Here is a 24,308-nt window from a genome sequence, read left to right as displayed (position 1 = left end):
GGCCAGATACCGTCGGGAACAGCCGGACGTTGGTCTAGCGGTAGCCTTGAATGTCTCAACTGCGCACGTTGGAAGGACCGGGCCGAACTCGGCCGAGTGATCGATGAACCGCAAGAATGTGATCCGCACGCTGACCGTGGTCGCGGTCGTGCTGCTGCTGGGCTGGTCGTTTTTCTATTTCAGCGACGACACCCGCGGCTACAAACCCGTCGACACCTCGGTGGCGGTGGCCCAGATCCGCGCCGACAACGTCAAGAGCGCCCATATCGACGACCGCGAGCAGCAACTGCGGCTCGACCTCAAGAGCGGCAACGGCGAGACCGAGAACTCCGACAAGGTCATCACCAAGTTCCCCACGGGCTTTGCGCTGAAGTTGGCCGAGCAGCTCGACAGCAAGAACATCAAGTACGGCACCGCCGTCAACCAGGGCAGTTTCCTCGGCTCGATGCTGATCTACATGCTGCCGCTGTTGTTGTTGGTGGCGCTGTTCGTGATGTTCTCCCGCATGCAGGGCGGCGGCCGGATGGGCTTCGGCTTCGGCAAGTCCAAGGCCAAGCAGCTGGGCAAGGACATGCCCAAGACCACGTTCGCCGACGTCGCCGGGGTGGACGAGGCGGTCGAGGAGCTCTACGAGATCAAGGACTTCCTGCAGAACCCCAGCCGGTACCAGGCCCTGGGCGCCAAGATCCCGCGCGGTGTGCTGCTCTACGGCCCGCCCGGAACCGGCAAGACCCTGCTGGCCCGCGCCGTCGCCGGTGAGGCCGGGGTGCCGTTCTTCACCATCTCCGGTTCGGACTTCGTCGAGATGTTCGTCGGTGTCGGTGCCTCCCGCGTGCGGGACATGTTCGAGCAGGCCAAGGCCAACAGCCCGTGCATCATCTTCGTCGACGAGATCGACGCCGTCGGTCGGCAGCGTGGCGCCGGTATGGGCGGTGGCCACGACGAACGTGAGCAGACCCTGAACCAGCTGCTGGTCGAGATGGACGGCTTCGGCGACCGCCAGGGCGTCATCCTGATCGCGGCCACCAACCGCCCCGACATCCTCGACCCGGCGCTGCTGCGGCCCGGCCGCTTCGACCGGCAGATCCCGGTGTCCAACCCCGACCTGGCCGGCCGCCGCGCCGTGCTGAAGGTGCATTCGCAGGGCAAGCCGATCGCCCCCGACGCCGACCTCGACGGCCTGGCCAAGCGCACGGTCGGGATGTCCGGCGCCGACCTGGCCAACGTCATCAACGAGGCCGCCCTGCTGACCGCCCGCGAGAACGGCACCGTCATCACCAGCGCTGCGCTGGAAGAGGCGGTGGACCGCGTGGTGGGCGGCCCGCGTCGCAAGAGCCGCATCATCAGCGAGCAGGAAAAGAAGATCACCGCCTACCACGAGGGCGGGCACACCCTGGCCGCCTGGGCGATGCCCGACATCGAGCCGATCTACAAGGTGACGATCCTGGCCCGCGGCCGCACCGGCGGCCACGCCGTCGCCGTGCCCGAGGACGACAAGGGTTTGATGACCCGCTCGGAGATGATCGCCCGGCTGGTGTTCGCGATGGGCGGCCGCGCCGCCGAGGAACTCGTTTTCCGCGAGCCCACCACCGGCGCGGTGTCCGACATCGAGCAGGCCACCAAGATCGCCCGGGCGATGGTCACCGAGTACGGCATGAGCTCCAAGCTCGGTGCGGTGCGCTACGGCACCGAGCACGGCGACCCGTTCCTGGGCCGCACGATGGGCACCCAGGCCGACTTCGGTCACGAGGTGGCCCGCGACATCGACGACGAGGTGCGCAAGCTCATCGAGGCCGCGCACACCGAGGCGTGGGAGATCCTCACCGAGTACCGCGATGTGCTCGACACCCTGGCCGGCGAGCTGCTGGAGAAGGAGACGCTGCACCGCGCGGAGCTGGAAGCCATCTTCGGCGACGTCAAGAAGCGTCCCCGGCTGACCATGTTCGACGACTTCGGTGGCCGGGTGCCGTCGGACAAGCCGCCGATCAAGACCCCCGGTGAGATCGCCATCGAACGCGGCGAGCCGTGGCCGCCGCCGGTGCCCGAGCCGGCGTTCAAGGCCGCCATCGCCGCGGCCAGCGCCGAAGCCGAGCGGGCCAGGGAAACCAACGGCTCGGTCGCCAACGGTGCACCGGGTAACGGAGCGCCGGCCGGCTCGACACAGCCCGATTACGGCGCGCCCGCGGGCTGGCACGCCCCGGGCTGGCCGCCGCAGCACGCACAGCCGCCGCACCCACAGCAACACCAGCAGCCGGGCTACCAGCCGCCCGCCCAACAGCAGGGCTACTGGTACCCGCCGCCGCATCCGTCGGGATGGCAACAGCCCCAGCCGTACCCGTATCAGCCCTATCCTCATCCCGGTCAGTCCGCTCCGAACGAAGACGCCGGCAAGGACGGCGATTCAGACCGGACTGACCGGGCCGACCGGTCCAATCCACCGGCCCACGGCTGATCCGACGAACGGAGGCTTCATGTCGCAGTCGCTGCGCGAGCACCACAACAACACCGACACGTCCCTGCGGGTGTTCGACCAACCGCGGGCCGAGGCGGCGGTGCGTGAGCTGCTGATCGCCATCGGTGAGGACCCCGACCGTCAGGGCCTGGTGGACACTCCCGCTCGGGTGGCGCGTGCGTACAAAGAGCTGATGGCGGGCCTCTACACCGATCCGGATGCGGTGCTGAACACCACCTTTGACGAGGAGCACGACGAACTCGTGCTGGTCAAGGAGATCCCGATGTACTCCACCTGTGAGCACCACCTGGTGTCGTTCCACGGGGTGGCGCACGTCGGATACATCCCGGGGGTGGACGGCAGGGTGACCGGCCTGTCGAAGATCGCCCGCCTGGTCGACCTGTACTCCAAGCGCCCACAGGTACAGGAACGCCTGACCGCCCAGGTCGCCGATGCGTTGATGCGCAAGCTCGATCCGCGCGGGGTCATCGTGGTGATCGAAGCCGAGCATCTGTGCATGGCCATGCGCGGGGTGCGCAAACCAGGCGCGGTCACCACCACCTCTGCGGTGCGCGGACAGTTCAAGACGGACAAGGCATCCCGGGCCGAGGCGCTGGAACTCATCCTGCGGAAGTGAACCCAACCCCTGTGCAGGTCATGGGAGTTGTGAACGTCACCGACGATTCCTTCTCCGACGGCGGCAAGTTCATCGATCGCGATCGCGCGGTCGAACACGGGCTGGCGCTCGCGGCCGCCGGCGCGAGCATCATCGACGTCGGGGGCGAGTCCACCCGGCCCGGCGCGGTGCGGATCGACTCCGCCGTCGAGGCGGCCCGGGTGGCCCCGGTGATCGAAGCGCTTGCCTCCCAGGGGGTCACCGTCAGCATCGACACGATGCATGCCGACGTGGCCAAGGTTGCGCTGCAGAACGGCGCACAGATCGTCAACGACGTGTCCGGCGGTCTGGCCGATCCGAACATGGCACCGCTGCTCGCCGACGCGAAGGTGCCGTGGATCCTGATGCACTGGCGTTCGGTCGCTGCCGCCCGGCCACACGAGGCGCCGGGCTACGGTGACGTGGTGGCCGAGGTCCGGGCCGAACTGCTGGCCGCGGTCGATGCCGCGGTGGCTGCCGGGGTCGACCCGGGACGGGTGATCATCGACCCCGGTCTGGGATTCGCCAAGACCGCACAACACAATTGGGCGCTGCTACACGCCCTGCCAGAGTTCGTCGCCACCGGGATCCCGGTGCTGGTCGGCGCCTCCCGCAAACGCTTCCTCGGTTCCCTGCTGGCCGGTCCGGACGGCACACCACGGCCGCCCGACGGTCGCGAGACCGCCACCGCGGTGATCTCGACGCTGGCCGCGCTGCACGGCGCCTGGGGAGTTCGGGTACATGACGTGGTGGCCACTGTCGACGCGCTGGCCGTGCTGGCCGCCTGGAAATCCGGAGGTCGGGTTGGCTGATCGAATCGAGTTGCGTGGCTTGCGAGTTCGCGGCAACCACGGGGTTTTCGAGCATGAACGCCGCGACGGCCAGGAGTTCGTCGTCGACATCACGGCGTGGGTGGATCTGCGCCCGGCCGCGGCCACCGATGATCTCGCCGACACCCTCGACTACGGCGCGCTGGCCCAGTTGGCCGCCGACATCGTGGCCGGCCCACCGCGCAACCTGATCGAGACGGTATCGGCCGAGATCGCCGACGCCATCATGACCGACGAGCGCCTGCACGCCGTCGAGGTGGTGCTGCACAAGCCCAGCGCACCGATTCCGCTGACATTCGACGACGTCGCGGTGGTGGCCCGGCGGTCGCGACGCGGACGGGACGGGGGCGCGGGATGACCTCCACCGTGCTGTCGATCGGCTCGAATCTCGGTGACCGGCTGGCCCATCTGCAGTCGGTTCTCGACGGGCTCGGGCCACGGGTGCGGGCGGTGTCGCCGGTGTACGAGACCGACGCCTGGGGTGGGGTCGAGCAGAATCCGTTCCTGAACGCGGTGCTGATCGCCGACGACGCCGGCCTCGATGCGCACGGCTGGCTGCGGCGGGGGCAGGAACTGGAGCAGGCCGCGGACCGGGTCCGCGAGCAGAAGTGGGGGCCGCGCACCCTCGACGTCGACGTGATCACCTGCCATGACGGCGAAGACGAGGTGCGCTCCCGAGATGCGGACCTGACCCTGCCGCATCCGCTCGCCCATCTGCGCGCGTTCGTGCTGATCCCGTGGCTGGCGGTCGACCCGGATGCCACGTTGACGGTGGGCGGCCGGTCTCGGCGGGTGGCGTACCTGCTGGAGGAGATCGACCCGGCCGAACGGGCCGGCGTCCGGCGCACCGATCTGACGCTGGCTATCCGGACCGGACCGGGGGCCGACTGATGGGGCCGACCCGCAAGCGTGACCTGGCCGGGGCGGCCGTCGTCGTCGCCGTCCTCGGTTACATGCTGATCGGTGTGCTCTACCAGTGGTTCCCGCCCCTCACGGTCTGGACCGGGTTGTCACTGCTGGCGGTTGCGCTGGCCGAGGCCGGCTGGGCCTTCTACGTGCGGGCCAAGATCAGCGACGGGCAGATCGGTGTCGGCGCGGGCCGGCTGCACCCGCTGACAGTGGCCCGCTCGGTGGTGATCGCCAAGGCCTCTGCCTGGGTCGGTGCCGTCGTGGCGGGGTGGTGGATCGGTGTGCTGGTCTACCTGCTGCCGCGGCGCGACGAACTGCGGGTGGCCGACGAGGACCTGCCCGGTGCCATCGTCGCCGCGATCAGCGCACTGGCTTTGGCGGTCGCCGCGGTGTGGTTGCAGCATTGCTGCCGATCTCCCGAGGAACCGCCGGACAATGGCGACCCCGCGCAGCAGTGAGGATTTCCTCAGCTCGGTGGCCGAATCGCCGCAGCGGTCGACCGGCTCGATGGGTGGTGACGGGTACAGTCGGCGCATGACCGTTCTGCCCCGCGGTGGTCGGCCACGGCGCGGCGGCCGAAGGCCGGGCTGGCTGCTCTTAACGGTATTGCTGGTGCTCGCGATTCTGGCCAGCTCCGCATTGGTGTTCACCGATCGCGTCGAGTTGCTGAAGCTTGCCGTCATCCTGGCCCTGTGGGCTGCCGTGGTGGGGGCCTTCGTCTCCGTCATCTATCGCCGCCAGAGTGACCTGGACCAGGCCAAGGCCCGCGACCTCAAGTTCGTCTACGACCTGCAGCTGGATCGGGAGATCTCGGCCCGGCGCGAATACGAGCTGACCGTGGAGACCCAGCTGCGCCGCGAACTCGCCTCCGAGCTGCGCGCCCAGGCTGCCGACGAGGTTGCTGCGTTGCGCGCGGAGTTGGCCGCGCTGCGGGCCAACCTGGAGATCCTGTTCGACACCGACCTGGTGCACCGTCCGGCCCTGGAGACCGACAAGAGTGCGGTGCGCACGGCGGGCCGGGTCACCGCCAGTCGCCTGGATGTACCGCCGGTCGAGGTCACCGACATCCGCAACTCGCGTACCGAGGAAAGCCCGATCATCGACGTGCCGGCCGTGCCGCACCCGCCGGAGAACGATTGGGCGACCACCGGGGGTGCGCACCGGCTGCCGTCACGACCCGTGCCTGCCAATGAGCAACCGCGTCGCCGTCGCCGCCAGTCCGAGCGTCAGCCGGAACCGCCACGTCCGCCGGCTGCCGGGCGCCCGCAGGAGCCGAAGCCGCAGCCCGAGCCCAGGCCTGAACCGCGGCGTGAACCGCAGCCCGAACCGCAGCCCGAACCCCAGCCTGAGCCCCGGCCCGAGCCGCAGCCGGCCGCGCGCCGGCAGCCCGAGCCGCCGTCCGCCTGGGCGCCACCGCCCCCACCACCGACCATGCCGCCGATGCAGCCGTCGCCGACCATCGACGTCCCCGCACCCAATCCCGAACCGGCGCCCGCGCCCGAGCCTGCACCAGCACCGGAGCCCGCATTCGAGCCCCCGAGCGCGCCCGAGCCGGCTGCCGAGCCGGCGGCGGCGGGCTGGCGTCCGGCGCCTGCAGAGGGGCAGTGGATCCCGGCAGGCGCACCGGGCAGCAACTGGTCCGCGCCGGTGACGCCGCAGAACGGCGCCGCCACCGAGTACGTCGGCCGGCGCCGCGCCCCGGAAAACACCCCGGAACCGGCGCCGCAATCGGCCCCCGAACCGGCTCCGGCCCCCGAACCCGCCCCGGAGCCGACGCCGGCCCCGGCGATGTCGGCAGGGCAGGCGCCGGAGCGGCCGCGGGGCCGTCATTACGCCCCGGCCGAGTCCGATCCGGGCCGGCCCGCGCCCGGTCAGCAGTCCCCGACGCTGGCCGCCGAACCAGCGCAGCCGCCTGAGCCGCCGCGGCGGGCGTCCCGGCACCGCAGCGACGACGAACCCGAGCCGCCCAACGGCCACCACACCGGCGGACAGTCGGTGAACGAGCTGCTGGCACGGTTCCAGGCGAGCCCCGGTGAAGGCGGGCGTCGCAGGCGGCGCGAGGAGTGAGCTAGTCTCGTGGCGACCGTCCGGTACCCGCAACGCGGGACTGGAACGAGAATCTAGTCATCCTGTGAGGTCGTCTGCGATGGAGCAGCCCCCTGTCGGCGGGTGGTCCCCGCCCGAGGGATTGCGTCCGGCCAGGCTCAGCGTCGGCATCATCTCCGCCGGCCGGGTCGGGACGGCGCTCGGTTATGCCCTGGAGCGGGTCGAGCACGTGGTGGTGGCCTGCAGTGCGATCTCCGAACCGTCGCGGCTGCGAGCCCAGCGCAGGCTGCCCGACACGGCGATCCTTGCCGTCCAGGACGTGGCGCAGCGGTCCGAACTGCTGCTGTTGACGGTGCCCGACGCCGAGCTGTCCGCGCTGGTGTCCGGTCTGGCCGCCACCGGCGTCGTCCGGCCCGGCACCATCGTGGTGCACACCTCGGGGGCCAACGGGGTGGCGGTGCTGGCCCCGCTCACCGAACAAGGCTGCATACCGTTGGCCATCCACCCGGCGATGACGTTCACCGGCGCCGACGAGGACATCGCCCGGCTGCCCGACGCCTGCTTCGGCATCACCGCGGCCGACGAGGTGGGTTACGCGATCGGCCAGTCGCTGGTGCTTGAGATCGGCGGCGAGCCGTTCCGGGTGCCCGAATCCGCTCGGACGCAATACCATGCGGCGCTCGCACATGCCGGCAACCATCTGGTCACGTTGGTACTCGACGCGGTGGACGTCCTGCGGGCATCGCTGCGCGGACAGGAGCTGCTGGGGCAGGAACTCGTCGGCGACGCCCCGGGCGGTCTGCCCGAGCGCGTGGTGGGCCCGCTGGCCCGGGCCGCGCTGGAAAACGCACTGCAGCGCGGCCAGGCCGCCCTGACCGGCCCGGTGGCCCGTGGCGACGCCGCCGCGGTGGCCGCCCACCTGCATGCCCTCGGCGAGCTGGATCCCGAACTGGCGCAGGCCTATCGGGCCAACTCGCTGCGTACCGCGCAACGTGCCCGTGCACCGCGGGACGTGCTGGCAGTCCTCACGGAACCGAGCCCGGAAACGAGTCACGGATGACCCAAGCCAACCCACCCAAGTTCGTCGCCGGCGACCTCAACGTGTACTCCGCACCGGCCGATGTGGCGGCGGTCGCCCGCGCCCTGCGCGGCAGCGGCCGGCGGGTCACCCTGGTGCCCACCATGGGCGCGCTGCACGAGGGACACCTGACCCTGATCCGAGCGGCCAAACGGGTACCAGGTGCGGTCGTGGTGGTGTCGATCTTCGTCAACCCGCTGCAGTTCGGGGCAGGGGAGGACCTCGATGCCTACCCGCGTCCCCTCGACGAGGATCTGGCCCTGCTCCGGGCGGAGGGGGTGGAGATCGCTTTCACCCCAACTGGTTCGGCGATGTATCCGGATGGGCCGCGTACCAGCGTGCAGCCGGGGACAGTCGGCGGTGAACTCGAAGGCGCTTCGCGGCCGGGACATTTCGCCGGAGTGCTGACCGTCGTGTTCAAGCTGCTCCAGATCGTACGGCCGGACCGGGCCTTCTTCGGCGAGAAGGACTACCAGCAACTGGCGTTGATCCGGCAGATGGTGGCCGATCTCAATGTCGACGTGCAGATCGTCGGGGTTCCGATCGTGCGCGAGTCCGACGGATTGGCGATGTCATCCCGTAACCGCTACCTCGACGCCGACGAGCGTGAACAGGCCGGTGCCCTGTCGGCGGCGTTGCTGGCGGGCAAATACGCCGCCGCGGGCGGGGCGTCGGCCGCCATCGACGCGGCCCGCGCGGTGCTCGACGAGGTTCCGGCCATCGAGGTCGACTACCTGGAGGTGCGTGATCCGCTGCTCGGTCCCGCACCGGAGGAAGGTCAGGCCCGGCTGCTGGTGGCCGCGCGTCTGGGCCGAACCCGCTTGTTGGACAACATCTCCGTCGACATCGGCGCGTCCGCGGGGATCGACGGACATCCTCGCGTCGGCGACGACAACAATCGCGAACTGCCCTGGAGGAACTGATGCAGCGCACCATGCTGAAATCCAAGATTCACCGCGCCACCGTGACGCAGGCCGACCTGCACTACGTGGGCTCGGTGACCATCGACGCTGATCTGATGGAGGCGGCCGATCTGCTCGAAGGTGAGCAGGTGACCATCGTCGACATCGACAACGGTGCCCGGCTGGTGACGTATGCCATCACCGGTGAGCGTGGCAGCGGGGTGATCGGCATCAACGGTGCCGCAGCACATCTCATCCACCCCGGTGATCTGGTGATCCTGATCGCCTACGGGGTGATGGAGGACGCCGAGGCGCGCGCCTACCGGCCGAGGATCGTGTTCGTGGACAACGGCAACAAGCAGATCGACCTCGGCGAGCACGGCCACGATCCGGCCTACGTCCCCGAGGACGTGTCCGAACTGATGTCGCCGCGATAATGTTGCTCGCGATCGACGTCCGCAACACCCACACCATCGTCGGGTTGATCTCCGGATCCGGAGATCACGCGAAAGTGGTGCAGCAGTGGCGGATCCGGACCGAGTCCGAGGTGACCGCCGATGAGCTGGCGCTCACCATCGACGGTCTGATCGGTGACGACTCCGAGCGGTTGACCGGTGCCGCCGGGCTGTCCACCGTGCCCTCGGTGCTGCACGAGGTGCGGCTGATGCTCGAGCAGTACTGGCCGTCGGTGCCGCACGTGCTGATCGAGCCCGGTGTGCGCACCGGCATCCCGCTGCTGGTCGACAACCCGAAGGAAGTCGGCGCCGACCGGATCGTGAATTGCCTTGCCGCGTACCACAAATACGGAACCGCCTCGATCATCGTCGATTTCGGCTCCTCGATCTGCGTCGACGTGGTGTCGGCCAAGGGTGAGTTCCTCGGCGGGGCGATCGCACCGGGTGTGCAGGTGTCCTCCGATGCCGCGGCGGCCCGATCGGCCGCGCTGCGCCGCGTCGAGCTGACCCGCCCGCGCTCGGTGATCGGCAAGAACACCGTGGAATGCATGCAGGCCGGTGCGGTGTTCGGTTTCGCCGCGCTGGTGGACGGCCTCGTCACCCGGATCCGGGACGACGTCGACGGTTTCGCCGGCGACGATGTCGCGGTGGTGGCCACCGGCTACACCGCATCGCTGGTGCTGCCGGATCTGCGTACCGTGCAGCACTACGACCGGCATCTCACCCTCGACGGGCTGCGCCTGGTGTTCGAGCGCAACCGGGACAGTCAGCGGGGCCGGCTCAAACCGGCCAAATAGTCACCGGGCCACAGCGTCAGAAGAAGGTCCGCACGAACTCGATGACCCGGTGCTCGTCGTTGAGCACCAGGATCAGCTGCCATTTGTCGAATGTGGTGCACGGGTGCGAAATTCCGAACGGCAGCCACGCGCCGACCGGGGCCTGGTCGGGTTCGGTCAACTGGACGTAGGCGTGCTGGTCGTCGAGTTTGACCACAGAGCAGCCGGGCAGGCTCAGTGGCACTGGAAGTCCGGCATCGAAGGACACGTCGCGCCGCCCCATCGTCACCAGCGCCAGTCCGGGTTCGGGTCGCGACACGACCTGTGCCCACACCTGCAGGGCCGACTGCAGCTGCAGCGGCGAGGTCCGGGCGTACAGGCCGTGGTCGTGGGTGAGGTAGCAGCCGCTGCGCAAGATCGTCCGCACCGACAACGGCGCCGGCCAGTCGCCGGTGAGCTCGTCGGCCACCAGGTCGGGATAGGTGCTGCCGCCGGCGCTGACGATTACGGCGTCGGTCTCGAACAGCCCGGCCAGCCGGATCGTGGCGGCCCGCAGGCCCCGCAGGTAGGCCCGCACCCGCTCGGTCGCCTCGGGGCTCACCTCCTGGCCGGCTGAGGCCTCGTAGCCGGCGATCCCGACCAGCCGCAGCGCGGGGCTGGCCGCGACGGCGCGGGCCACCTCGTCGATCTCGGCGTCGGTGCGGCATCCGCTGCGCCCGCCGGCCATCCCGACCTCGACGCACACGTCGACCCGGCGCCGGGCACCGGCGAGCGCGGCCGTCATCAGCTCCACCCCGGCCACCGAGTCCGCCCAGCAGACGGCGTGGAAGCCCGGATCGGCGTCGAGTTCGGCCGCCAACCAGGCCAGCCCGCCCAGGTCGACCACCTCGTTGGCCAGCACCACGTCGCTGACCCCGAAGGCCCGGAAGACTCGGACCTGGTTGACGGTGGCGGCGGTGACGGCACACGCACCGGCGGCGAACTGGCGGGCCAACAGCTGCGGCGCCATGTGGGTCTTGCCGTGCGGTGCCAATTCGACGCCGCGCTCGGCACACCACGCCGCCATGCTTGTGAGGTTGTGCACAAGCGCCGATTCGGCCAGCACGCACACCGGGCCGGACGGCCCGTCGCCGAACAACGCCGGGTGCAGCGAGCTGACCTGGGCCGCAGTGCGTCCCGACCAGGATGCGGGCAGGCCCTTGAACCGCCAGTCCAGCGGCTCGTGTCCGAGAGCGGCCAGCGCCTCGCCGTGCAGTTGTGCGTTCACGTGTTCATTTAAGCTGGCATTTTGTGAGCCCCGCCGATCGTGCCGACGTGTCCCAGTCCCAGGCCGACCTTCCCGAGCAGTTCCGGATCCGTCAGGCCAAGCGGGAGCGCTTGCTCGCCGAGGGGCGTGAGCCGTACCCGGTGACCGTTCCGCGCACGCACACGCTGGCCGAGCTGCGGGCGGCCTATCCCGAGCTGGCCGCCGACACCCAGACCGGCGACATCGTCGGGGTGTCGGGCCGGGTGGTGTTCGCCCGCAATTCCGGCAAGTTGTGTTTCGCGACGCTGCAGGAGGGCGACGGCACGCAGCTGCAGGCGATGATCAGCCTGGCGCAGGTGGGCCAGGAGTCGCTGGACGCCTGGAAGGCCGATGTGGATCTCGGCGACATCGTGTTCGTGCACGGTGAGGTGATCAGTTCCAAGCGCGGTGAGCTGTCGGTGCTGGCCGATTCGTGGCAGCTGGCGGCCAAGGCGTTGCGGCCACTGCCGGTTGCCCACAAGGAAATGAGCGAAGAGGCCCGGGTCCGGCAGCGTTATGTGGATCTCATCGTGCGACCGGAGGCGCGCACCATTGCGCGGCAACGGGTGGCTGTGGTGCGTGCGGTGCGCTCGGCTCTGGAGCGCCGGGGCTTTCTCGAGGTCGAGACGCCGATGCTGCAGACGCTGGCCGGTGGGGCGGCGGCCCGGCCGTTCATCACCCACTCCAATGCCCTCGATGTGGATCTGTACCTGCGGATCGCCCCGGAGTTGTTCCTCAAACGCTGCATCGTCGGCGGATTTGACCGGGTTTTCGAGTTGAACCGAAACTTTCGTAACGAGGGTGTCGATTCCACGCACTCGCCGGAATTCTCAATGTTGGAGACATATCAGGCCTACGGCGACTACAACGATTCGGCGGTGGTCACCCGGGAACTTATTCAAGAGGTGGCCGACGAGGCGATCGGAACGCGTCAAGTGCCATTGCCCGATGGCAGTGTCTACGACCTCGACGGGCAATGGGACACATTGGAAATGTATCCTTCGTTGTCCGCGGCTCTCGGTGAGGAGATCACCCCCGAGACGTCAGTTGAACACTTGTGGGGTATTGCCGATCAGCTCGGCGTCGAGATTGCGCGTGACCGTGGCTACGGGCACGGGAAATTGGTCGAGGAACTCTGGGAACACACGGTGGGCGAGAAGTTGTGGGCCCCGACGTTCGTCCGCGACTTCCCGGTCGAGACGTCGCCGCTCACCCGGGCTCACCGCAGCATTCCCGGCGTGACCGAGAAATGGGATCTCTACGTACGGCGTTTCGAACTCGCCACCGGATATTCTGAACTCGTCGACCCGGTAATCCAGCGGGAACGATTCGAAGCCCAGGCCCGGGCGGCAGCCGCCGGCGACGACGAAGCAATGGTTCTCGACGAGGATTTCCTCGCCGCATTGGAGTATGCGATGCCGCCCACCACCGGCACCGGAATGGGTATCGATCGCTTGTTGATGGCACTGACCGGCTTGTCTATTCGGGAGACGGTTTTGTTCCCGATTGTTCGCCGTCACGGTAACTGAGTCGCAGGAACTGAACTGCCGCGATCCGCGCGTTGTTGGAAATGTGCGTGTTGTGTGGCAGATTAGGGCTCGGGTGCAGGATACTCACCGGTAGTCACCAATGCGTAGCAGAAGGGTTCGGTGCGGGGTAATGGCGAAGAAAGTGACCGTCACGTTGGTCGATGATTTCGACGGTGAAGCGACCGCTGACGAGACGGTCGAATTCGGCCTCGACGGTGTTACCTATGAGATCGATCTTTCCGCCAAAAATGCCGCCAAGCTCCGCAACGATCTGAAGCAGTGGGTGGAGGCCGGCCGCCGGGTCGGCGGGCGTCGGCGCGGACGGGCGGCAGGCCCGGCTCGTGGTCGCGGCGCCATCGATCGTGAGCAGAGTGCGGCCATCCGTGAATGGGCCCGCCGCAACGGCCACAACGTGTCCACTCGCGGGCGGATCCCGGCGGATGTGATCGATGCCTTCCACGCCGCCACATAATCGACCGCAACTCAATAGATAGTTGCCAGCTCCGGACCGGTGAGAATTCCCGGTCCGGAGTTTTCGCTAGCGGCGAACTCCGAAACCGGGGGTTTTCGGAAACGATTCGCCGACCGGCGGCGTTGCTCATCTGCAGCACCGGATGCCGGCAGGTCTCCTCGGGCGGAACGGACCGCCAACCTCCGCGCCCGGGGCGGCCGCCCATTAGAGTGGACGGTAGGTACTACGTGCGGGCCGGAAGAAAACCGATATAACGAAGCCGTACGCGGGTATCGCTACGCGATGGAGAGCAGGTAACCACCGATGTTTGAGAGATTCACCGACCGTGCCCGCAGGGTCGTCGTCCTGGCGCAAGAAGAAGCCCGGATGCTCAACCACAACTACATCGGGACCGAGCACATCCTGTTGGGTCTTATTCACGAGGGCGAGGGCGTAGCCGCCAAGTCGCTGGAGTCGTTGGGCATTTCGCTGGAAGGCGTGCGCAGCCAGGTCGAGGAGATCATCGGCCAGGGTCAGCAGGCCCCGTCCGGCCACATCCCGTTCACGCCGCGCGCCAAGAAGGTGCTGGAGCTGTCCCTGCGCGAGGCGCTGCAGCTCGGCCACAACTACATCGGCACCGAGCACATCCTGCTCGGCCTGATCCGCGAAGGCGAAGGCGTGGCCGCCCAGGTGCTGGTCAAGCTCGGCGCCGAGCTGACCCGGGTGCGCCAGCAGGTGATCCAGCTGCTGAGCGGCTACCAGGGCAAGGAGGCCGCGGAGGCCGGCACCGGTGGCCGCGGCGGCGAATCCGGCTCGCCGTCCACCTCGCTGGTCCTCGACCAGTTCGGCCGCAACCTGACCGCCGCCGCGATGGAGGGCAAGCTCGATCCGGTCATCGGCCGTGAGAAGGAAATCGAGCGGGTCATGCAGGTGCTGAGCCGGCGCACCAAGAACAACCCGGTGCTGATCGGCGAGCCCGGCGTCGGCAAGACCGCCGTCGTCGAGGGCCTGGCCCAGGCCATCGTGCACGGCGAGGTCCCCGAGACGCTCAAGGACAAGCAGCTCTACACCCTGGACCTGGGTTCGCTGGTGGCCGGCAGCCGCTACCGCGGTGACTTCGAGGAGCGCCTGAAGAAGGTGCTCAAGGAGATCAACACCCGCGGCGACATCATCCTGTTCATCGACGAGCTGCACACGCTCGTGGGTGCGGGTGCCGCCGAGGGCGCCATCGACGCCGCCAGCATCCTGAAGCCCAAGCTGGCCCGTGGCGAGCTGCAGACCATCGGCGCGACCACCCTCGACGAGTACCGCAAGTACATCGAGAAGGACGCCGCCCTGGAACGCCGGTTCCAGCCGGTCCAGGTGGGTGAGCCGACGGTTGAGCACACCATCGAGATCCTCAAGGGTCTGCGGGACCGCTACGAGGCGCATCACCGCGTCTCGATCACCGACGGTGCCCTGGTGGCCGCGGCCACCCTGGCCGACCGCTACATCAACGACCGGTTCCTGCCGGACAAGGCGATCGACCTCATCGACGAGGCCGGGGCCCGGATGCGGATCCGCCGGATGACCGCTCCGCCAGACCTGCGTGAGTTCGACGAGAAGATCGCCGACGCGCGCCGGGAGAAGGAGTCCGCGATCGACGCGCAGGACTTCGAGAAGGCCGCGAGCCTGCGTGACCGGGAGAAGCAGCTGGTCGCCCAGCGCGCCGAGCGTGAGAAGCAGTGGCGTTCCGGTGATCTCGACGTCGTCGCCGAGGTCGATGACGAGCAGATCGCCGAGGTGCTCGGCAACTGGACCGGTATCCCGGTGTTCAAGCTGACCGAGGCCGAGACCACGCGCCTGCTGCGCATGGAAGAGGAGCTGCACAAGCGGATCATCGGCCAGGAAGACGCCGTCAAGGCTGTTTCAAAGGCCATCCGGCGTACCCGTGCCGGTCTGAAGGATCCGAAGCGCCCGTCCGGTTCGTTCATCTTCGCCGGCCCGTCCGGTGTCGGTAAGACCGAGCTGTCCAAGGCGCTGGCCAACTTCCTGTTCGGCGACGACGACGCCCTGATCCAGATCGACATGGGCGAGTTCCACGATCGCTTCACCGCGTCGCGGCTGTTCGGTGCCCCTCCGGGCTACGTCGGCTACGAAGAGGGCGGTCAGCTCACCGAGAAGGTGCGCCGCAAGCCGTTCAGTGTCGTGCTGTTCGACGAGATCGAGAAGGCCCACCAGGAGATCTACAACAGCCTGTTGCAGGTCCTGGAGGACGGTCGTCTCACCGACGGTCAGGGCCGCACTGTCGACTTCAAGAACACGGTGTTGATCTTCACCTCCAACCTGGGCACGTCCGACATCTCCAAGGCGGTCGGGCTGGGCTTCAGCCAGGGCGGCGGCGAGAACAACTACGAGCGGATGAAGCAGAAGGTCAACGACGAGCTCAAGAAGCACTTCCGGCCTGAGTTCCTCAACCGCATCGATGACATCATCGTGTTCCACCAGCTGACACAGGACGAGATCATCCAGATGGTCGACCTGATGATCGGCCGGGTCGGCAACCAGCTGAGCGCCAAGGACATGGCCATGGAGTTGACGCCGAAGGCCAAGGCTCTGCTGGCCAAGCGCGGCTTCGATCCGGTGCTGGGCGCGCGCCCGCTGCGGCGCACCATCCAGCGCGAGATCGAGGATCAGCTCTCGGAGAAGATCCTGTTCGAGGAGCTCGGCCCGGGCCAGCTGGTCACGGTCGATGTCGAGGGCTGGGACGGCGAAGGCGCCGGCGAGGACGCGAAGTTCACGTTCTCCGGTGCGCCCAAGGCGGCCGGCTCCGACGGTCCGGATCTGGCCAAGGCCGCAGCCACCGCGGAGTAGTCACCGCTGGAACGCTTGAGAACGCTTGAGGCGGAAAATGCCCCCGGGTCCCCCCGGGGGCATTTTCGTGCGCCGGTCGCTACGATGCTGTTGTAATTGACAGGCCAAGGAACCTGGTGAGAGTCCAGGACGGCCGCGCCACTGTTCACAGTCAGACCCTGGCCTGTCATGTAACGGACTGGGACGCGAATTCCCGGGAAGGAATACCGATGACTACTCCTGAGGTGCAGAAGAGCCGGGCGGGCGCGATCGATCTGTCGGCCGCCGGTGCGGTGGCCTGGCTGTCACTGACCGCGTTCTTCGCGCTGGTGGTGCTGTACTTCGTCGGCGTAGACCAGGGCGCCACGTCGGTGTTCGGCGACAACATGTACATCCATGAGTTCGTCCACGACGCTCGCCACCTGCTCGGCTTCCCCTGCCACTGACGCCGGGTAAGACAGCCGAGACAATGGAAAAACACGTCATCTGGCGCGGCATTCTGGCCGGCGCCATCGCAGGTGTGCTCGCGTTCTTCTGGTCGAAGATCTTCATCGAGCCGATCGTCGGGCGGGCCATCGACTTCGAGGACGGCACCTCTGCCGCCCACGAGGCGATGGAAATGGCGCACCACGCGCATGGGCACAGCCATGGTGAGGAAGGCGGCGAACTGTTCAGCCGCGGCATCCAGTCCACGGTCGGCATGGGATTCGGGGTGTTGCTGTTCAGCGTGGCGATGGGCGCGCTGTTCGCCGTGGTGTTCTGCGTCGCCTATGGCCGGCTGGGCAACCTGTCGGCGCGCACGCTGTCGGTGCTGATCGCCGGCGGCATGCTGATCTCGCTGTGGATCGTGCCCTCGCTCAAGTACCCGCCGAGCCCCCCGGCCACCAGCCTCGACGAGACAATCACCCAGCGGACGCTGCTGTACCTGCTGATGCTGGGGCTGTCGGCCCTGCTGATGGTGGCCGCGGCTTACCTGGGGCACCAACTGGCACCGAAGCTCGGGGCCTGGAACGCCACGCTCGCCGCCGGCGGCGCCTACATCGTCGCGGTGGCCGTCGTGATGCTGATCCTGCCGACGATCAACGAGACCCCGGGTCCGTTGCGCGACGAGGCCGGAAACATCGTGTTCCCGGGCTTCCCCGCGGCCGATCTGTACGAGTTCCGGCTGTACAGCCTGGGCACCCAGGTGGTCATCTGGACCACGATCGGGCTGGTGTGCGCGGCGACGCTGTCGCGCCTCCTGGACGGAAAACGGGAGTCCGTCGCGGCCTGATGTCGGGTGAATTCCAGTGAGTTCCGATGAGTGAGATCGTCCGGCTGTCGTTGGTGTCGCATGCCATGACCGACGCCACGGCGGCCGGGCGTTTTCCCATCGACGAGCCGCTGAGTGCACTGGGCCACCGCCAGGCCGATGCGGCCGCCGAACCCGGGGACGTCGACGCCGCCTATTGCGGGCCGGAGAAGCGGGCCCGTCAAACTGCCGAGCTGCTGGGCCTGTCGGCGGTGGTCGATTCCCGGCTGGCCGATCTGGAGTACGGAAGTTGGCGCGGGGCGGGCTTGAGCGATGTGCCGCCTGCGGATCTGGCGGTCTGGCTGACCGAGCCGTCCCAGGCGCCGCACGGCGGTGAATCCGTGGTCGAGCTCGTCGAACGGGTGCGCGGCTGGATGGACGGTTTGGCTTCGGCGCGGGGCCGGATCGTGGCGGTGACGCACCCAGCGGTGATTCGGGCCGCCGTCCTGGTGGCCCTGGACGCCCCGCCGAGGTCGTTCTGGCGCCTCGACATCGCGCCGCTGAGCCGCACCGTGCTGCATCTGCGCGGCCAGGCCTGGACGCTGCGCAGCAGCAGGGGTTAGCAGGGGTGTATCGACCGGGTGCGCCGGTTCCTACACCAGGGTTGTGATTCGGCGAAGACCACAGCCCACAGGTAGAAATCGGCACAGCCGGTGTGGGGGGCTTGGCCGGTCAGCCCACGGGCGCCATGGCGAAGGCCCGCTTGGCGATCGACAGCAGCCATCCTGCCGCCGTCGGGCTGCGGAACTTCGGCCAGTTCAACTGGAAGCTCACCACCCACGGCTGCCCGGTGTGGTCCACCGCGTACCAGCTGAAGGTCAGGTCGCCGGGCAGGTTGCCGCCCTTGGCGCCGATGTAGTCCCACTTCGCCGGGTCCAAGTCGATTCCGGGCAGTGCCGAGAGGATGTCTTTCACCGGGGCGGCGGCGCCGACAGCCGAGGCCTGCAGCGCGGCATGGACCCGGCAGATGTCGGCGGCGCTGGCGAACCACTCCAGGCCATCGTTGGATGCCGGGGTGTGCGTCCGGTTCGGATCCGGTTCGTACGGGCGGGAATTGGTCTGTTTGAGCAGCGCCACCCGATCCGCCGGCGAGGCGCTCTTCCATTCGTCGCGCAGGTTCGGTTCACCCCAGCCGACCGAGAACACCTGGTGCATGGTCGGGAACGGGGTCATGCTGGCCGGGTCGTGATGGCCCGCGGTGACCAGAGCGCGCTCCACCGCGGTGGTGCCCACCCGGCCGATCAACAGATCGGTGGCCATGTTGTCGCTGGCCGAGATCATCTGCTGGGCGGCGGTGCGCACCGTGATCTGCGCGCCGGGCGGCAGCTTGTCCAGTCCGGCCGAACCGAGTTTCTTGCCCTCTTTGGTGATGGTGAGGTGATCGTCCCACTTCAGGGTGCCGGCTTTGACCGCATCCGAAACCGCAAGCAGGACATACAGTTTGAAGATCGAGGCCAGCGGCAGCGACAGCTCGGTGTTGGTGCCGGCAACCTGCTCACACCGGCCGTCGACCACCTTCGACACCCCGTAGGAGTACCGCGCGCCCGACTTGGTCAGCTCGGTGTCGATATCGGCCCAGTTCTCAATCCTCGGTGGCACCAGCGTCACGTCGAAGCGGTCGACCAGGCCGGCGTCGTTGGTCTTGAGCTCGATGTCCTGTGCCACGTTGTACGAGTTCAGTACGTGCAACGTGGCCTGCGCGGCGCCGATGTCCACAGAGGTGAGCCGGTACGGGCGGTCCCACCAGATCGAGTCCATCTTGGTGCCCACCAGATCGACCTTCTCCGGCGCTGCCAGCGTGCGCACGCCGACCGGGCCGATCGGCCAGTCGGAGTTGAGCATGTCCATGGTCTGCTTGGCCCGCAGACCGGGTGGGGTGATGGTGTCGATGTGCGCGCCGTAGGACACCTCGGCCGCCGGCGCGACACTGTGCGCGCAGCCACAAGCCAGGGAGGTGGCGACCGCGGCGATGGCCGTCAGGCCAACCGTGCGGTGCAAACTCCGGCTGCGGCTACGCCTGCGCAGCCGGCCCTGCAACGTCCAACACAACCTCGAACTCCAGCAGTGACGCCCCGGTGGCCACCGGGTTCTTGTGCTCGCCCTTGTGGGCCTCGGCGGCACGGCCGTTGGCCCAGGCCTGGAAGGCCTCTTCGGTCTCCCACTGGGTCACCACGAAGTAGCGATCTTCACCCTTGACCGGACGCAGCAGCTGGAACCCGAGGAAGCCCGGTTGGTCGTCGACCGAATGTGCGCGGTTGGCGAACCGCTTCTCCAGTTCCGGGCCGGCGTTGGGCGGGACCTCGATGGCGTTGATCTTCACGACGGGCATGGCATTCAGGCTACCGCGACGGCCCGGCAAGATAACGGCATGGTCACAGATCTGCTCACGCCCCGCGGGGGCCGAGGCGAGCCCATCGTTCTGGTTCACGGTCTCATGGGGCGCGGCAGCACCTGGTCACGCCAATTGCCGTGGTTGACGGGCTTGGGGGAGGTCTACACCTACGACGCCCCCTGGCACCGTGGCCGCGAGGTGCCCGATCCGTACCCGATCAGCACCGAACGGTTCGTGGCAGACCTGGGCGATGCCGTTGGTGCGCTGGGGCGCCCGGCGCGGCTGGTGGGCCATTCCATGGGGGCCTTGCATTCCTGGTGTCTGGCCGCCGACCGGCCGGAGCTCGTGACCGCCGTGGTGGTCGAGGACATGGCTCCCGACTTCCGCGGCCGCACCACTGGTCCGTGGGAGCCGTGGGTCCATGCGCTGCCGGTGGAATTCGGCTCGGCGCAAGAGGTTTACGACGAGTTCGGGCCGGTGGCCGGGCGGTACTTCCTGGAGGCGTTCGACCGCACCGCCACCGGTTGGCGGCTGCACGGGTATCCGCAGTGGTGGCTGGACATCGCCGCGCAGTGGGGGACGCGGGATTACTGGCAGCAGTGGCGCGGGGTGCGGGTGCCGACGCTGCTCCTGGAGGCGGGCAACTCGGTGGCGCCGCCCGGGCAGATGCGGCGCATGGCCGAAATCGGCCAGGCGACAACGTATGTGCATGTGGAAGGGGCCGGCCACCTCATCCACGACGACGAGCCGCAGGTGTACGGCGAGTCGGTGACCGCGTTTCTAACGTCGCTCGCCTGAGGCCCCGGCGCTGGGCCAGGACGGGTGGCGCTCGAAGCGGCTGCGGATCGCGTCGAGGTCCTGGCCGGCGCGGTAGGTGTCGTAATCGCCGGGATGGATGCCGAACAGGTCGAGGCGGAATCGCAGGATGTTGGCGCGGTGCGCCGCCCAGCCCACTGCGGCGGCGACCGCGATCGGCGAGATCAAGATCAGCAAGGCGAGCGCTACGGTCATGGCAGTAATTTTTGCCAGATGAATATCCCGCCAACAGTGGCAGGGCTGACACCTTACGATAAAATACTGCCATGCTGAAAAGCGTCTCCACCCTGGTGCTCGATGGCCTGGCGGTATTCGAATTCGGGGTGATCTGCGAGGTCTTCGGGGTCGACCGCACCGCGGACGGGGTACCGAACTTCGACTTCAAAGTCTGCGGCCCCGAACCGGGAAAGCCGGTGCGGACGTCGGTCGGCGCCACACTGACCCCCGAACACGGCCTGGACGCACTGCAGGGCGCCGACCTGGTGGCCATCCCCGCCATCACCGACTCCGATTACCTGCCCGAGGCGCTGGCGGCCGTGCGCGCCGCCGCCGACGCCGGCTCGATCATCCTCACCGTCTGCTCGGGAGCCTTCCTGGCCGGCGCCGCCGGGCTGCTGGACGGCAGACCGTGTACCACGCACTGGATGCACGCCGACGCCCTGGCGCAGAAGTTCCCCACCGCGAAGGTGGACCGCAACGTGCTGTTCGTCGACGACGGCAACCTGATCACCAGCGCCGGCACCGCCGCGGGCATCGATGCATGTCTGCACCTGGTCCGCCGGGAACTGGGCAGCGAGGTCACCAACAAGATCGCCCGCCGCATGGTGGTACCCCCACAGCGCGACGGCGGGCAGCGCCAGTACATCGACCAGCCGATCCCGGTCAGATGCTCGGAAGGGTTTGCCCCACACCTGGATTGGATCATGTCCAACCTCGACAAACCGCACACGGTGACAACGCTGGCCCGGCGCTCGGCAATGTCCACCCGCACCTTCGCCCGCCGGTTCGTCGAGGAGACCGGCACCACCCCCATGCAGTGGATCACCGACCAGCGAGTGCTGTATGCCCGCCGGTTGCTGGAGGAAACCGACCTCGACATCGACGGGATCGCCGGGCAGTCCGGGTTCGGCACCGGCACGCTGCTGCGCCACCACTTCCGCCGCGTCATCGGGGTGACCCCCTCGGACTATCGTCGCCAGTTCTCTTGCGGCGCAGGGGAAGACGCCGTCACCGCCTGAGGTTCCTCAGCGCGCTCCTTCGTCGCGCGCATCGTCACCTTCGGGGTTGTCTGCTCGGTTCCTCAGCGCGCTCCTTCGTCGCGTGCATCGTCACCTTCGCCGGCAAGCGCGAAGCGCCCATCAACCGTCTGCTCCACCAACCCATCGACCAGCAGTGAATCCAGCGCCCGGTCGCGCTGGGCGGTATCCGACGTCCAGGCCAGGTCCAGCTGACCGCGGACCACCGGAGAATCACTGCCGCGCAACACATCCAGCAGCTTGCCGCGAACCTGGCGATCGGTGCCGGCATAGCGCTGCACCCGCCGAACGGTGGTGGCCGCCGGATATCCGGCCGAGCGCCACCGGCACCGGCTCAACGGGCAACTGCCACACCGTGGTGCCCGCGCGGTACACACCGTCGCGCCCAGCTCCATCAGAGCGGCCGAGAACGTCGGCGCGGTCTCGTCGTCCGGCAACAGCGCGGCCACGTCGTCCAGGTCGCGGGCCCGGGCCGGGGCGTCGGCCTGCCCGTGCACCACCCGGGTGACCACGCGGCGCACATTGGTGTCCACCACCGGAACGCCGGCCGAATACGCGAAACAGGCCACCGCGCGTGCGGTGTAGGCCCCGACGCCGGGCAGCGTCAGCAGCGTCTCGACGTCGTCCGGCACCACGTCGTCGTACTCGGTCGCGATCGTCACCGCGCACTCGTGCAGGCGCTTGGCCCGGCGCGGGTAACCCAGCTTTCCCCAGGCCCGCAGCACCTCGGCCGGCCCGGCGGCAGCGGTTGCCGAGGGGGTGGGCCACCGCTCGGTCCAGGCCAGCCAGATCGGCTCGACGCGCGACACCGGGGTCTGCTGCAGCATGAACTCACTGACGAGGATCTGCCAGGCGGAAACGCCTGGTCGCCGCCATGGCAGGTCGCGCTGGGCAGATTCATACCAACCTACTAATTCGCCCGGGTCGATGCTCATCGGCGGCTCAGGCAGAATGACGGGCATGCCCAATTCGAATCCGGTGTCCGCATGGAAGGCACTCAAGGACGGTAACGCTCGTTTTGTTGCGGGCGAACCGCAGCACCCCAGCCAGGACATCGCCCGTCGAACCAAGCTGGCGCAGGGGCAGAAGCCCACCGCGGTGGTGTTCGGCTGCGGTGACAGCCGGGTGGCCGCCGAGTTGCTGTTCGACCAGGGGCTCGGCGACATGTTCGTGGTGCGCACCGCCGGCCACGTCCTCGACGCCGCGGTCCTGGGCTCCATCGAATATGCGGTGTCCATCCTGAACGTTCCGCTGATCGTGGTGCTCGGCCACGACAGCTGCGGCGCGGTCAAGGCCGCGATCAACGCCCTTGACGAGGGCGAGGTTCCCGGCGGCTACGTCCGCGACATCGTCGAGCGGGTCACCCCCTCGATCCTGATGGGCCGGCGGGCCGGCCTGAACCGGGTCGACGAGTTCGAGGCCTATCACGTCAACGAGACGGTGTCGCAGCTGAAGATGCGCTCGGCGGCCATCTCTGAGGGCCTCGCCGCGGGCACCCAGGCCATCGTCGGCGCCACGTACCACCTCGCCGATGGTCGGGTGGAACTGCGCAGTCACCTGGGCAACATCGGCGAAGCCTGACGACACGCCGGGTAGCCTCGGACAACTGTGCATGACCTCGGCTTACCGTGAAACCTGTGTTGGATCTGGAACCCCATGGGCCGCTGCCCTCGCAGATTTACTGGCGGCGCCGGGCGCTGGCTATCGGAATCGCGGTAGTCGTCGTGGGGATCGTCGCCGCGATCGTCGCGGTGATCATGACCAGCAGCTCCGACGCCGAGACCAAGCCCGCCGACGAACCTTCTGCCACCGCGCCGACGCCACTGCCGGGTGAGAACCCCGAAGTCAAGACCCCGGTGGTGCCGCCGGCGCAGCATGCGCCACCGCCGACGGCCACGCCGACGGCTGCGGTGACCCCGCCGCCGCTGCTCAAGGAGGGCGACGACTGCCCGGATTCCACGCTGGCGGTCAAGGGCATCACCAGCCAGCCCCAGTACGTGGTGGGCGATCAACCGAAATTCACCATGGTGGTGACCAACATCGGGCTGGTGGCCTGCAAGCGCGACGTGGGCGCCGCGGTGCTGGCCGCCTACGTGTACTCGCTGGACAACAACCGGCTGTGGTCGAACCTGGACTGCGCCCCGTCCAACGAGACGTTGGTGAAGACCTTCAATCCCGGTGAGCAGGTGACCACCGAGGTGACCTGGACCGGCATGGGCTCGGCGCCGCAGTGCCCGATGCCGCGCCAGCCGATCGGGCCGGGTACGTACAACCTGATCGTGCAGCTGGGCAATCTGAGATCGGCGCCGGTGCCGTTCATCCTGGCGCAGGGCAATCCCCAGCAGCCCGAGGCGCCGCCGGTCGAGGGTGGGCCGGCCCCTGAGGTGCCGACGCCGGGCAACTGATCGCCCGG

The 24,308-nt window shown here is 68.4% G+C and carries 26 protein-coding genes and 1 riboswitch; of the genes, 21 read left to right on the top strand and 5 right to left on the bottom strand.

What is annotated here, in order from left to right:
• Window positions 1–103 precede the first annotated feature (103 nt).
• The 11 genes from ftsH to FR943_RS23865 all read left to right on the top strand — a co-directional run bounded on the left by ftsH (window position 104) and on the right by FR943_RS23865 (window position 10,124).
• Window positions 104–2,452 (top strand): ATP-dependent zinc metalloprotease FtsH, encoded by a 2,349-nt coding sequence (gene ftsH / locus FR943_RS23915; protein WP_217160763.1) that lies wholly within the window; start codon window positions 104–106, stop codon window positions 2,450–2,452.
• 19 nt (window positions 2,453–2,471) lie between these two features.
• Window positions 2,472–3,089 (top strand): GTP cyclohydrolase I FolE, encoded by a 618-nt coding sequence (folE, locus tag FR943_RS23910; protein WP_217160762.1) that lies wholly within the window; start codon window positions 2,472–2,474, stop codon window positions 3,087–3,089.
• On the top strand, window positions 3,086–3,919 hold the full coding sequence (gene folP / locus FR943_RS23905) for a dihydropteroate synthase (RefSeq protein ID WP_308170641.1): 834 nt from the start codon (window positions 3,086–3,088) through the stop codon (window positions 3,917–3,919). Before folE ends, folP begins: the two co-directional genes overlap by 4 nt.
• Window positions 3,912–4,295 carry a dihydroneopterin aldolase gene (folB, locus tag FR943_RS23900; protein WP_217160761.1) on the top strand — a complete coding sequence of 128 codons (384 nt, stop codon included), beginning with the start codon at window positions 3,912–3,914 and terminating at the stop codon, window positions 4,293–4,295. Before folP ends, folB begins: the two co-directional genes overlap by 8 nt.
• Entirely contained in the window at window positions 4,292–4,828 is a 537-nt protein-coding gene (gene folK, locus FR943_RS23895; protein WP_217160760.1) for a 2-amino-4-hydroxy-6-hydroxymethyldihydropteridine diphosphokinase, read from the top strand. The genes folB and folK overlap by 4 nt, the downstream gene beginning before the upstream one ends.
• Window positions 4,828–5,304: a DUF3180 domain-containing protein gene (locus FR943_RS23890; protein ID WP_217160759.1), complete on the top strand. Its 477-nt coding sequence runs from the start codon at window positions 4,828–4,830 to the stop codon at window positions 5,302–5,304. The genes folK and FR943_RS23890 overlap by 1 nt, the downstream gene beginning before the upstream one ends.
• 76 nt (window positions 5,305–5,380) lie before the next feature.
• Entirely contained in the window at window positions 5,381–6,913 is a 1,533-nt protein-coding gene (locus FR943_RS23885; protein ID WP_217160758.1) for a DUF6779 domain-containing protein, read from the top strand.
• A gap of 79 nt (window positions 6,914–6,992) precedes the next feature.
• Window positions 6,993–7,952 (top strand): Rossmann-like and DUF2520 domain-containing protein, encoded by a 960-nt coding sequence (locus FR943_RS23880; RefSeq protein WP_217160757.1) that lies wholly within the window; start codon window positions 6,993–6,995, stop codon window positions 7,950–7,952.
• Window positions 7,949–8,893 (top strand): pantoate--beta-alanine ligase, encoded by a 945-nt coding sequence (gene panC, locus FR943_RS23875; protein WP_217160756.1) that lies wholly within the window; start codon window positions 7,949–7,951, stop codon window positions 8,891–8,893. The genes FR943_RS23880 and panC overlap by 4 nt, the downstream gene beginning before the upstream one ends.
• Window positions 8,893–9,309 carry an aspartate 1-decarboxylase gene (panD, locus tag FR943_RS23870; protein WP_217160755.1) on the top strand — a complete coding sequence of 139 codons (417 nt, stop codon included), beginning with the start codon at window positions 8,893–8,895 and terminating at the stop codon, window positions 9,307–9,309. Before panC ends, panD begins: the two co-directional genes overlap by 1 nt.
• A complete protein-coding gene (locus FR943_RS23865; RefSeq protein WP_217160754.1) occupies window positions 9,309–10,124 on the top strand; it encodes a type III pantothenate kinase in 816 nt (271 codons plus the stop codon). The genes panD and FR943_RS23865 overlap by 1 nt, the downstream gene beginning before the upstream one ends.
• Window positions 10,125–10,140: 16 nt before the next feature.
• Here the strand turns inward: FR943_RS23865 and FR943_RS23860 are convergent, their stop codons facing one another.
• Entirely contained in the window at window positions 10,141–11,370 is a 1,230-nt protein-coding gene (locus FR943_RS23860) for an alanine racemase (RefSeq protein ID WP_217160753.1), read from the bottom strand.
• A 23-nt stretch (window positions 11,371–11,393) separates the two neighbouring features.
• Here FR943_RS23860 and lysS point away from each other — a divergent pair, with 23 nt between their 5' ends.
• The 6 genes from lysS to FR943_RS23830 all read left to right on the top strand — a co-directional run bounded on the left by lysS (window position 11,394) and on the right by FR943_RS23830 (window position 18,054).
• A complete protein-coding gene (lysS, locus tag FR943_RS23855; RefSeq protein WP_308170640.1) occupies window positions 11,394–12,917 on the top strand; it encodes a lysine--tRNA ligase in 1,524 nt (507 codons plus the stop codon).
• A 130-nt stretch (window positions 12,918–13,047) separates the two neighbouring features.
• Window positions 13,048–13,389: a histone-like nucleoid-structuring protein Lsr2 gene (lsr2, locus tag FR943_RS23850; protein ID WP_066902399.1), complete on the top strand. Its 342-nt coding sequence runs from the start codon at window positions 13,048–13,050 to the stop codon at window positions 13,387–13,389.
• 303 nt (window positions 13,390–13,692) lie between these two features.
• The gene (gene clpC1 / locus FR943_RS23845) at window positions 13,693–16,221 is read left to right on the top strand and encodes an ATP-dependent Clp protease ATP-binding subunit (protein ID WP_217160752.1); all 2,529 of its coding nucleotides are present in this window, start codon (window positions 13,693–13,695) and stop codon (window positions 16,219–16,221) included.
• A gap of 64 nt (window positions 16,222–16,285) precedes the next feature.
• A riboswitch (cobalamin riboswitch) is annotated at window positions 16,286–16,475 on the top strand.
• The gene (locus FR943_RS23840; protein WP_443732538.1) at window positions 16,431–16,646 is read left to right on the top strand and encodes a CbtB domain-containing protein; all 216 of its coding nucleotides are present in this window, start codon (window positions 16,431–16,433) and stop codon (window positions 16,644–16,646) included. Its footprint overlaps the riboswitch before it by 45 nt.
• Window positions 16,647–16,669: 23 nt before the next feature.
• The gene (locus FR943_RS23835) at window positions 16,670–17,473 is read left to right on the top strand and encodes a CbtA family protein (protein ID WP_217160751.1); all 804 of its coding nucleotides are present in this window, start codon (window positions 16,670–16,672) and stop codon (window positions 17,471–17,473) included.
• 26 nt (window positions 17,474–17,499) lie between these two features.
• Window positions 17,500–18,054, top strand: coding sequence for a histidine phosphatase family protein (locus tag FR943_RS23830; protein ID WP_217160750.1), 555 nt, complete (start codon window positions 17,500–17,502; stop codon window positions 18,052–18,054).
• Window positions 18,055–18,163: 109 nt separating this feature from the next.
• Here the strand turns inward: FR943_RS23830 and FR943_RS23825 are convergent, their stop codons facing one another.
• Both FR943_RS23825 and FR943_RS23820 read right to left on the bottom strand, forming a co-directional pair.
• Window positions 18,164–19,489 (bottom strand): serine hydrolase, encoded by a 1,326-nt coding sequence (locus FR943_RS23825; protein WP_246585236.1) that lies wholly within the window; start codon window positions 19,487–19,489, stop codon window positions 18,164–18,166.
• Window positions 19,490–19,502: 13 nt separating this feature from the next.
• A complete protein-coding gene (locus FR943_RS23820) occupies window positions 19,503–19,820 on the bottom strand; it encodes an antibiotic biosynthesis monooxygenase family protein (protein WP_217160749.1) in 318 nt (105 codons plus the stop codon).
• Between the two features lie 39 nt (window positions 19,821–19,859).
• Between FR943_RS23820 and FR943_RS23815 the strand changes: the two genes are divergently transcribed.
• Window positions 19,860–20,621, top strand: a complete 762-nt coding sequence (locus FR943_RS23815; RefSeq protein WP_217160748.1) for an alpha/beta fold hydrolase — start codon at window positions 19,860–19,862, stop codon at window positions 20,619–20,621.
• On the opposite strand, the gene FR943_RS23810 is transcribed toward FR943_RS23815, so the two are convergent.
• Entirely contained in the window at window positions 20,604–20,834 is a 231-nt protein-coding gene (locus tag FR943_RS23810) for a hypothetical protein (RefSeq protein ID WP_217160747.1), read from the bottom strand. The genes FR943_RS23815 and FR943_RS23810 overlap by 18 nt on opposite strands.
• A gap of 71 nt (window positions 20,835–20,905) precedes the next feature.
• On the opposite strand from FR943_RS23810, the gene FR943_RS23805 reads away from it, so the two are divergent.
• The gene (locus tag FR943_RS23805; protein ID WP_217160746.1) at window positions 20,906–21,877 is read left to right on the top strand and encodes a GlxA family transcriptional regulator; all 972 of its coding nucleotides are present in this window, start codon (window positions 20,906–20,908) and stop codon (window positions 21,875–21,877) included.
• A gap of 62 nt (window positions 21,878–21,939) precedes the next feature.
• On the opposite strand, the gene FR943_RS23800 is transcribed toward FR943_RS23805, so the two are convergent.
• Complete coding sequence (locus tag FR943_RS23800; protein ID WP_217160812.1) at window positions 21,940–22,830, bottom strand: HhH-GPD family protein; 891 nt, start codon at window positions 22,828–22,830, stop codon at window positions 21,940–21,942.
• Between the two features lie 25 nt (window positions 22,831–22,855).
• Here FR943_RS23800 and FR943_RS23795 point away from each other — a divergent pair, with 25 nt between their 5' ends.
• Complete coding sequence (locus FR943_RS23795; protein WP_217160745.1) at window positions 22,856–23,476, top strand: carbonic anhydrase; 621 nt, start codon at window positions 22,856–22,858, stop codon at window positions 23,474–23,476.
• A gap of 56 nt (window positions 23,477–23,532) precedes the next feature.
• On the top strand, window positions 23,533–24,300 hold the full coding sequence (locus FR943_RS23790) for a hypothetical protein (RefSeq protein ID WP_217160744.1): 768 nt from the start codon (window positions 23,533–23,535) through the stop codon (window positions 24,298–24,300).
• The last annotated feature ends 8 nt before the right edge of the window (window positions 24,301–24,308 follow it).

The sequence above is a fragment of the [Mycobacterium] fortunisiensis genome (assembly GCF_019050325.1).
In the GTDB taxonomy this organism is placed as follows: Bacteria; Actinomycetota; Actinomycetes; order Mycobacteriales; family Mycobacteriaceae; genus Mycobacterium; species Mycobacterium fortunisiensis.
The sequence above is the reverse complement of the archived record's forward strand: the minus strand, read 5'-3'. Positions and strand labels throughout refer to the sequence as shown.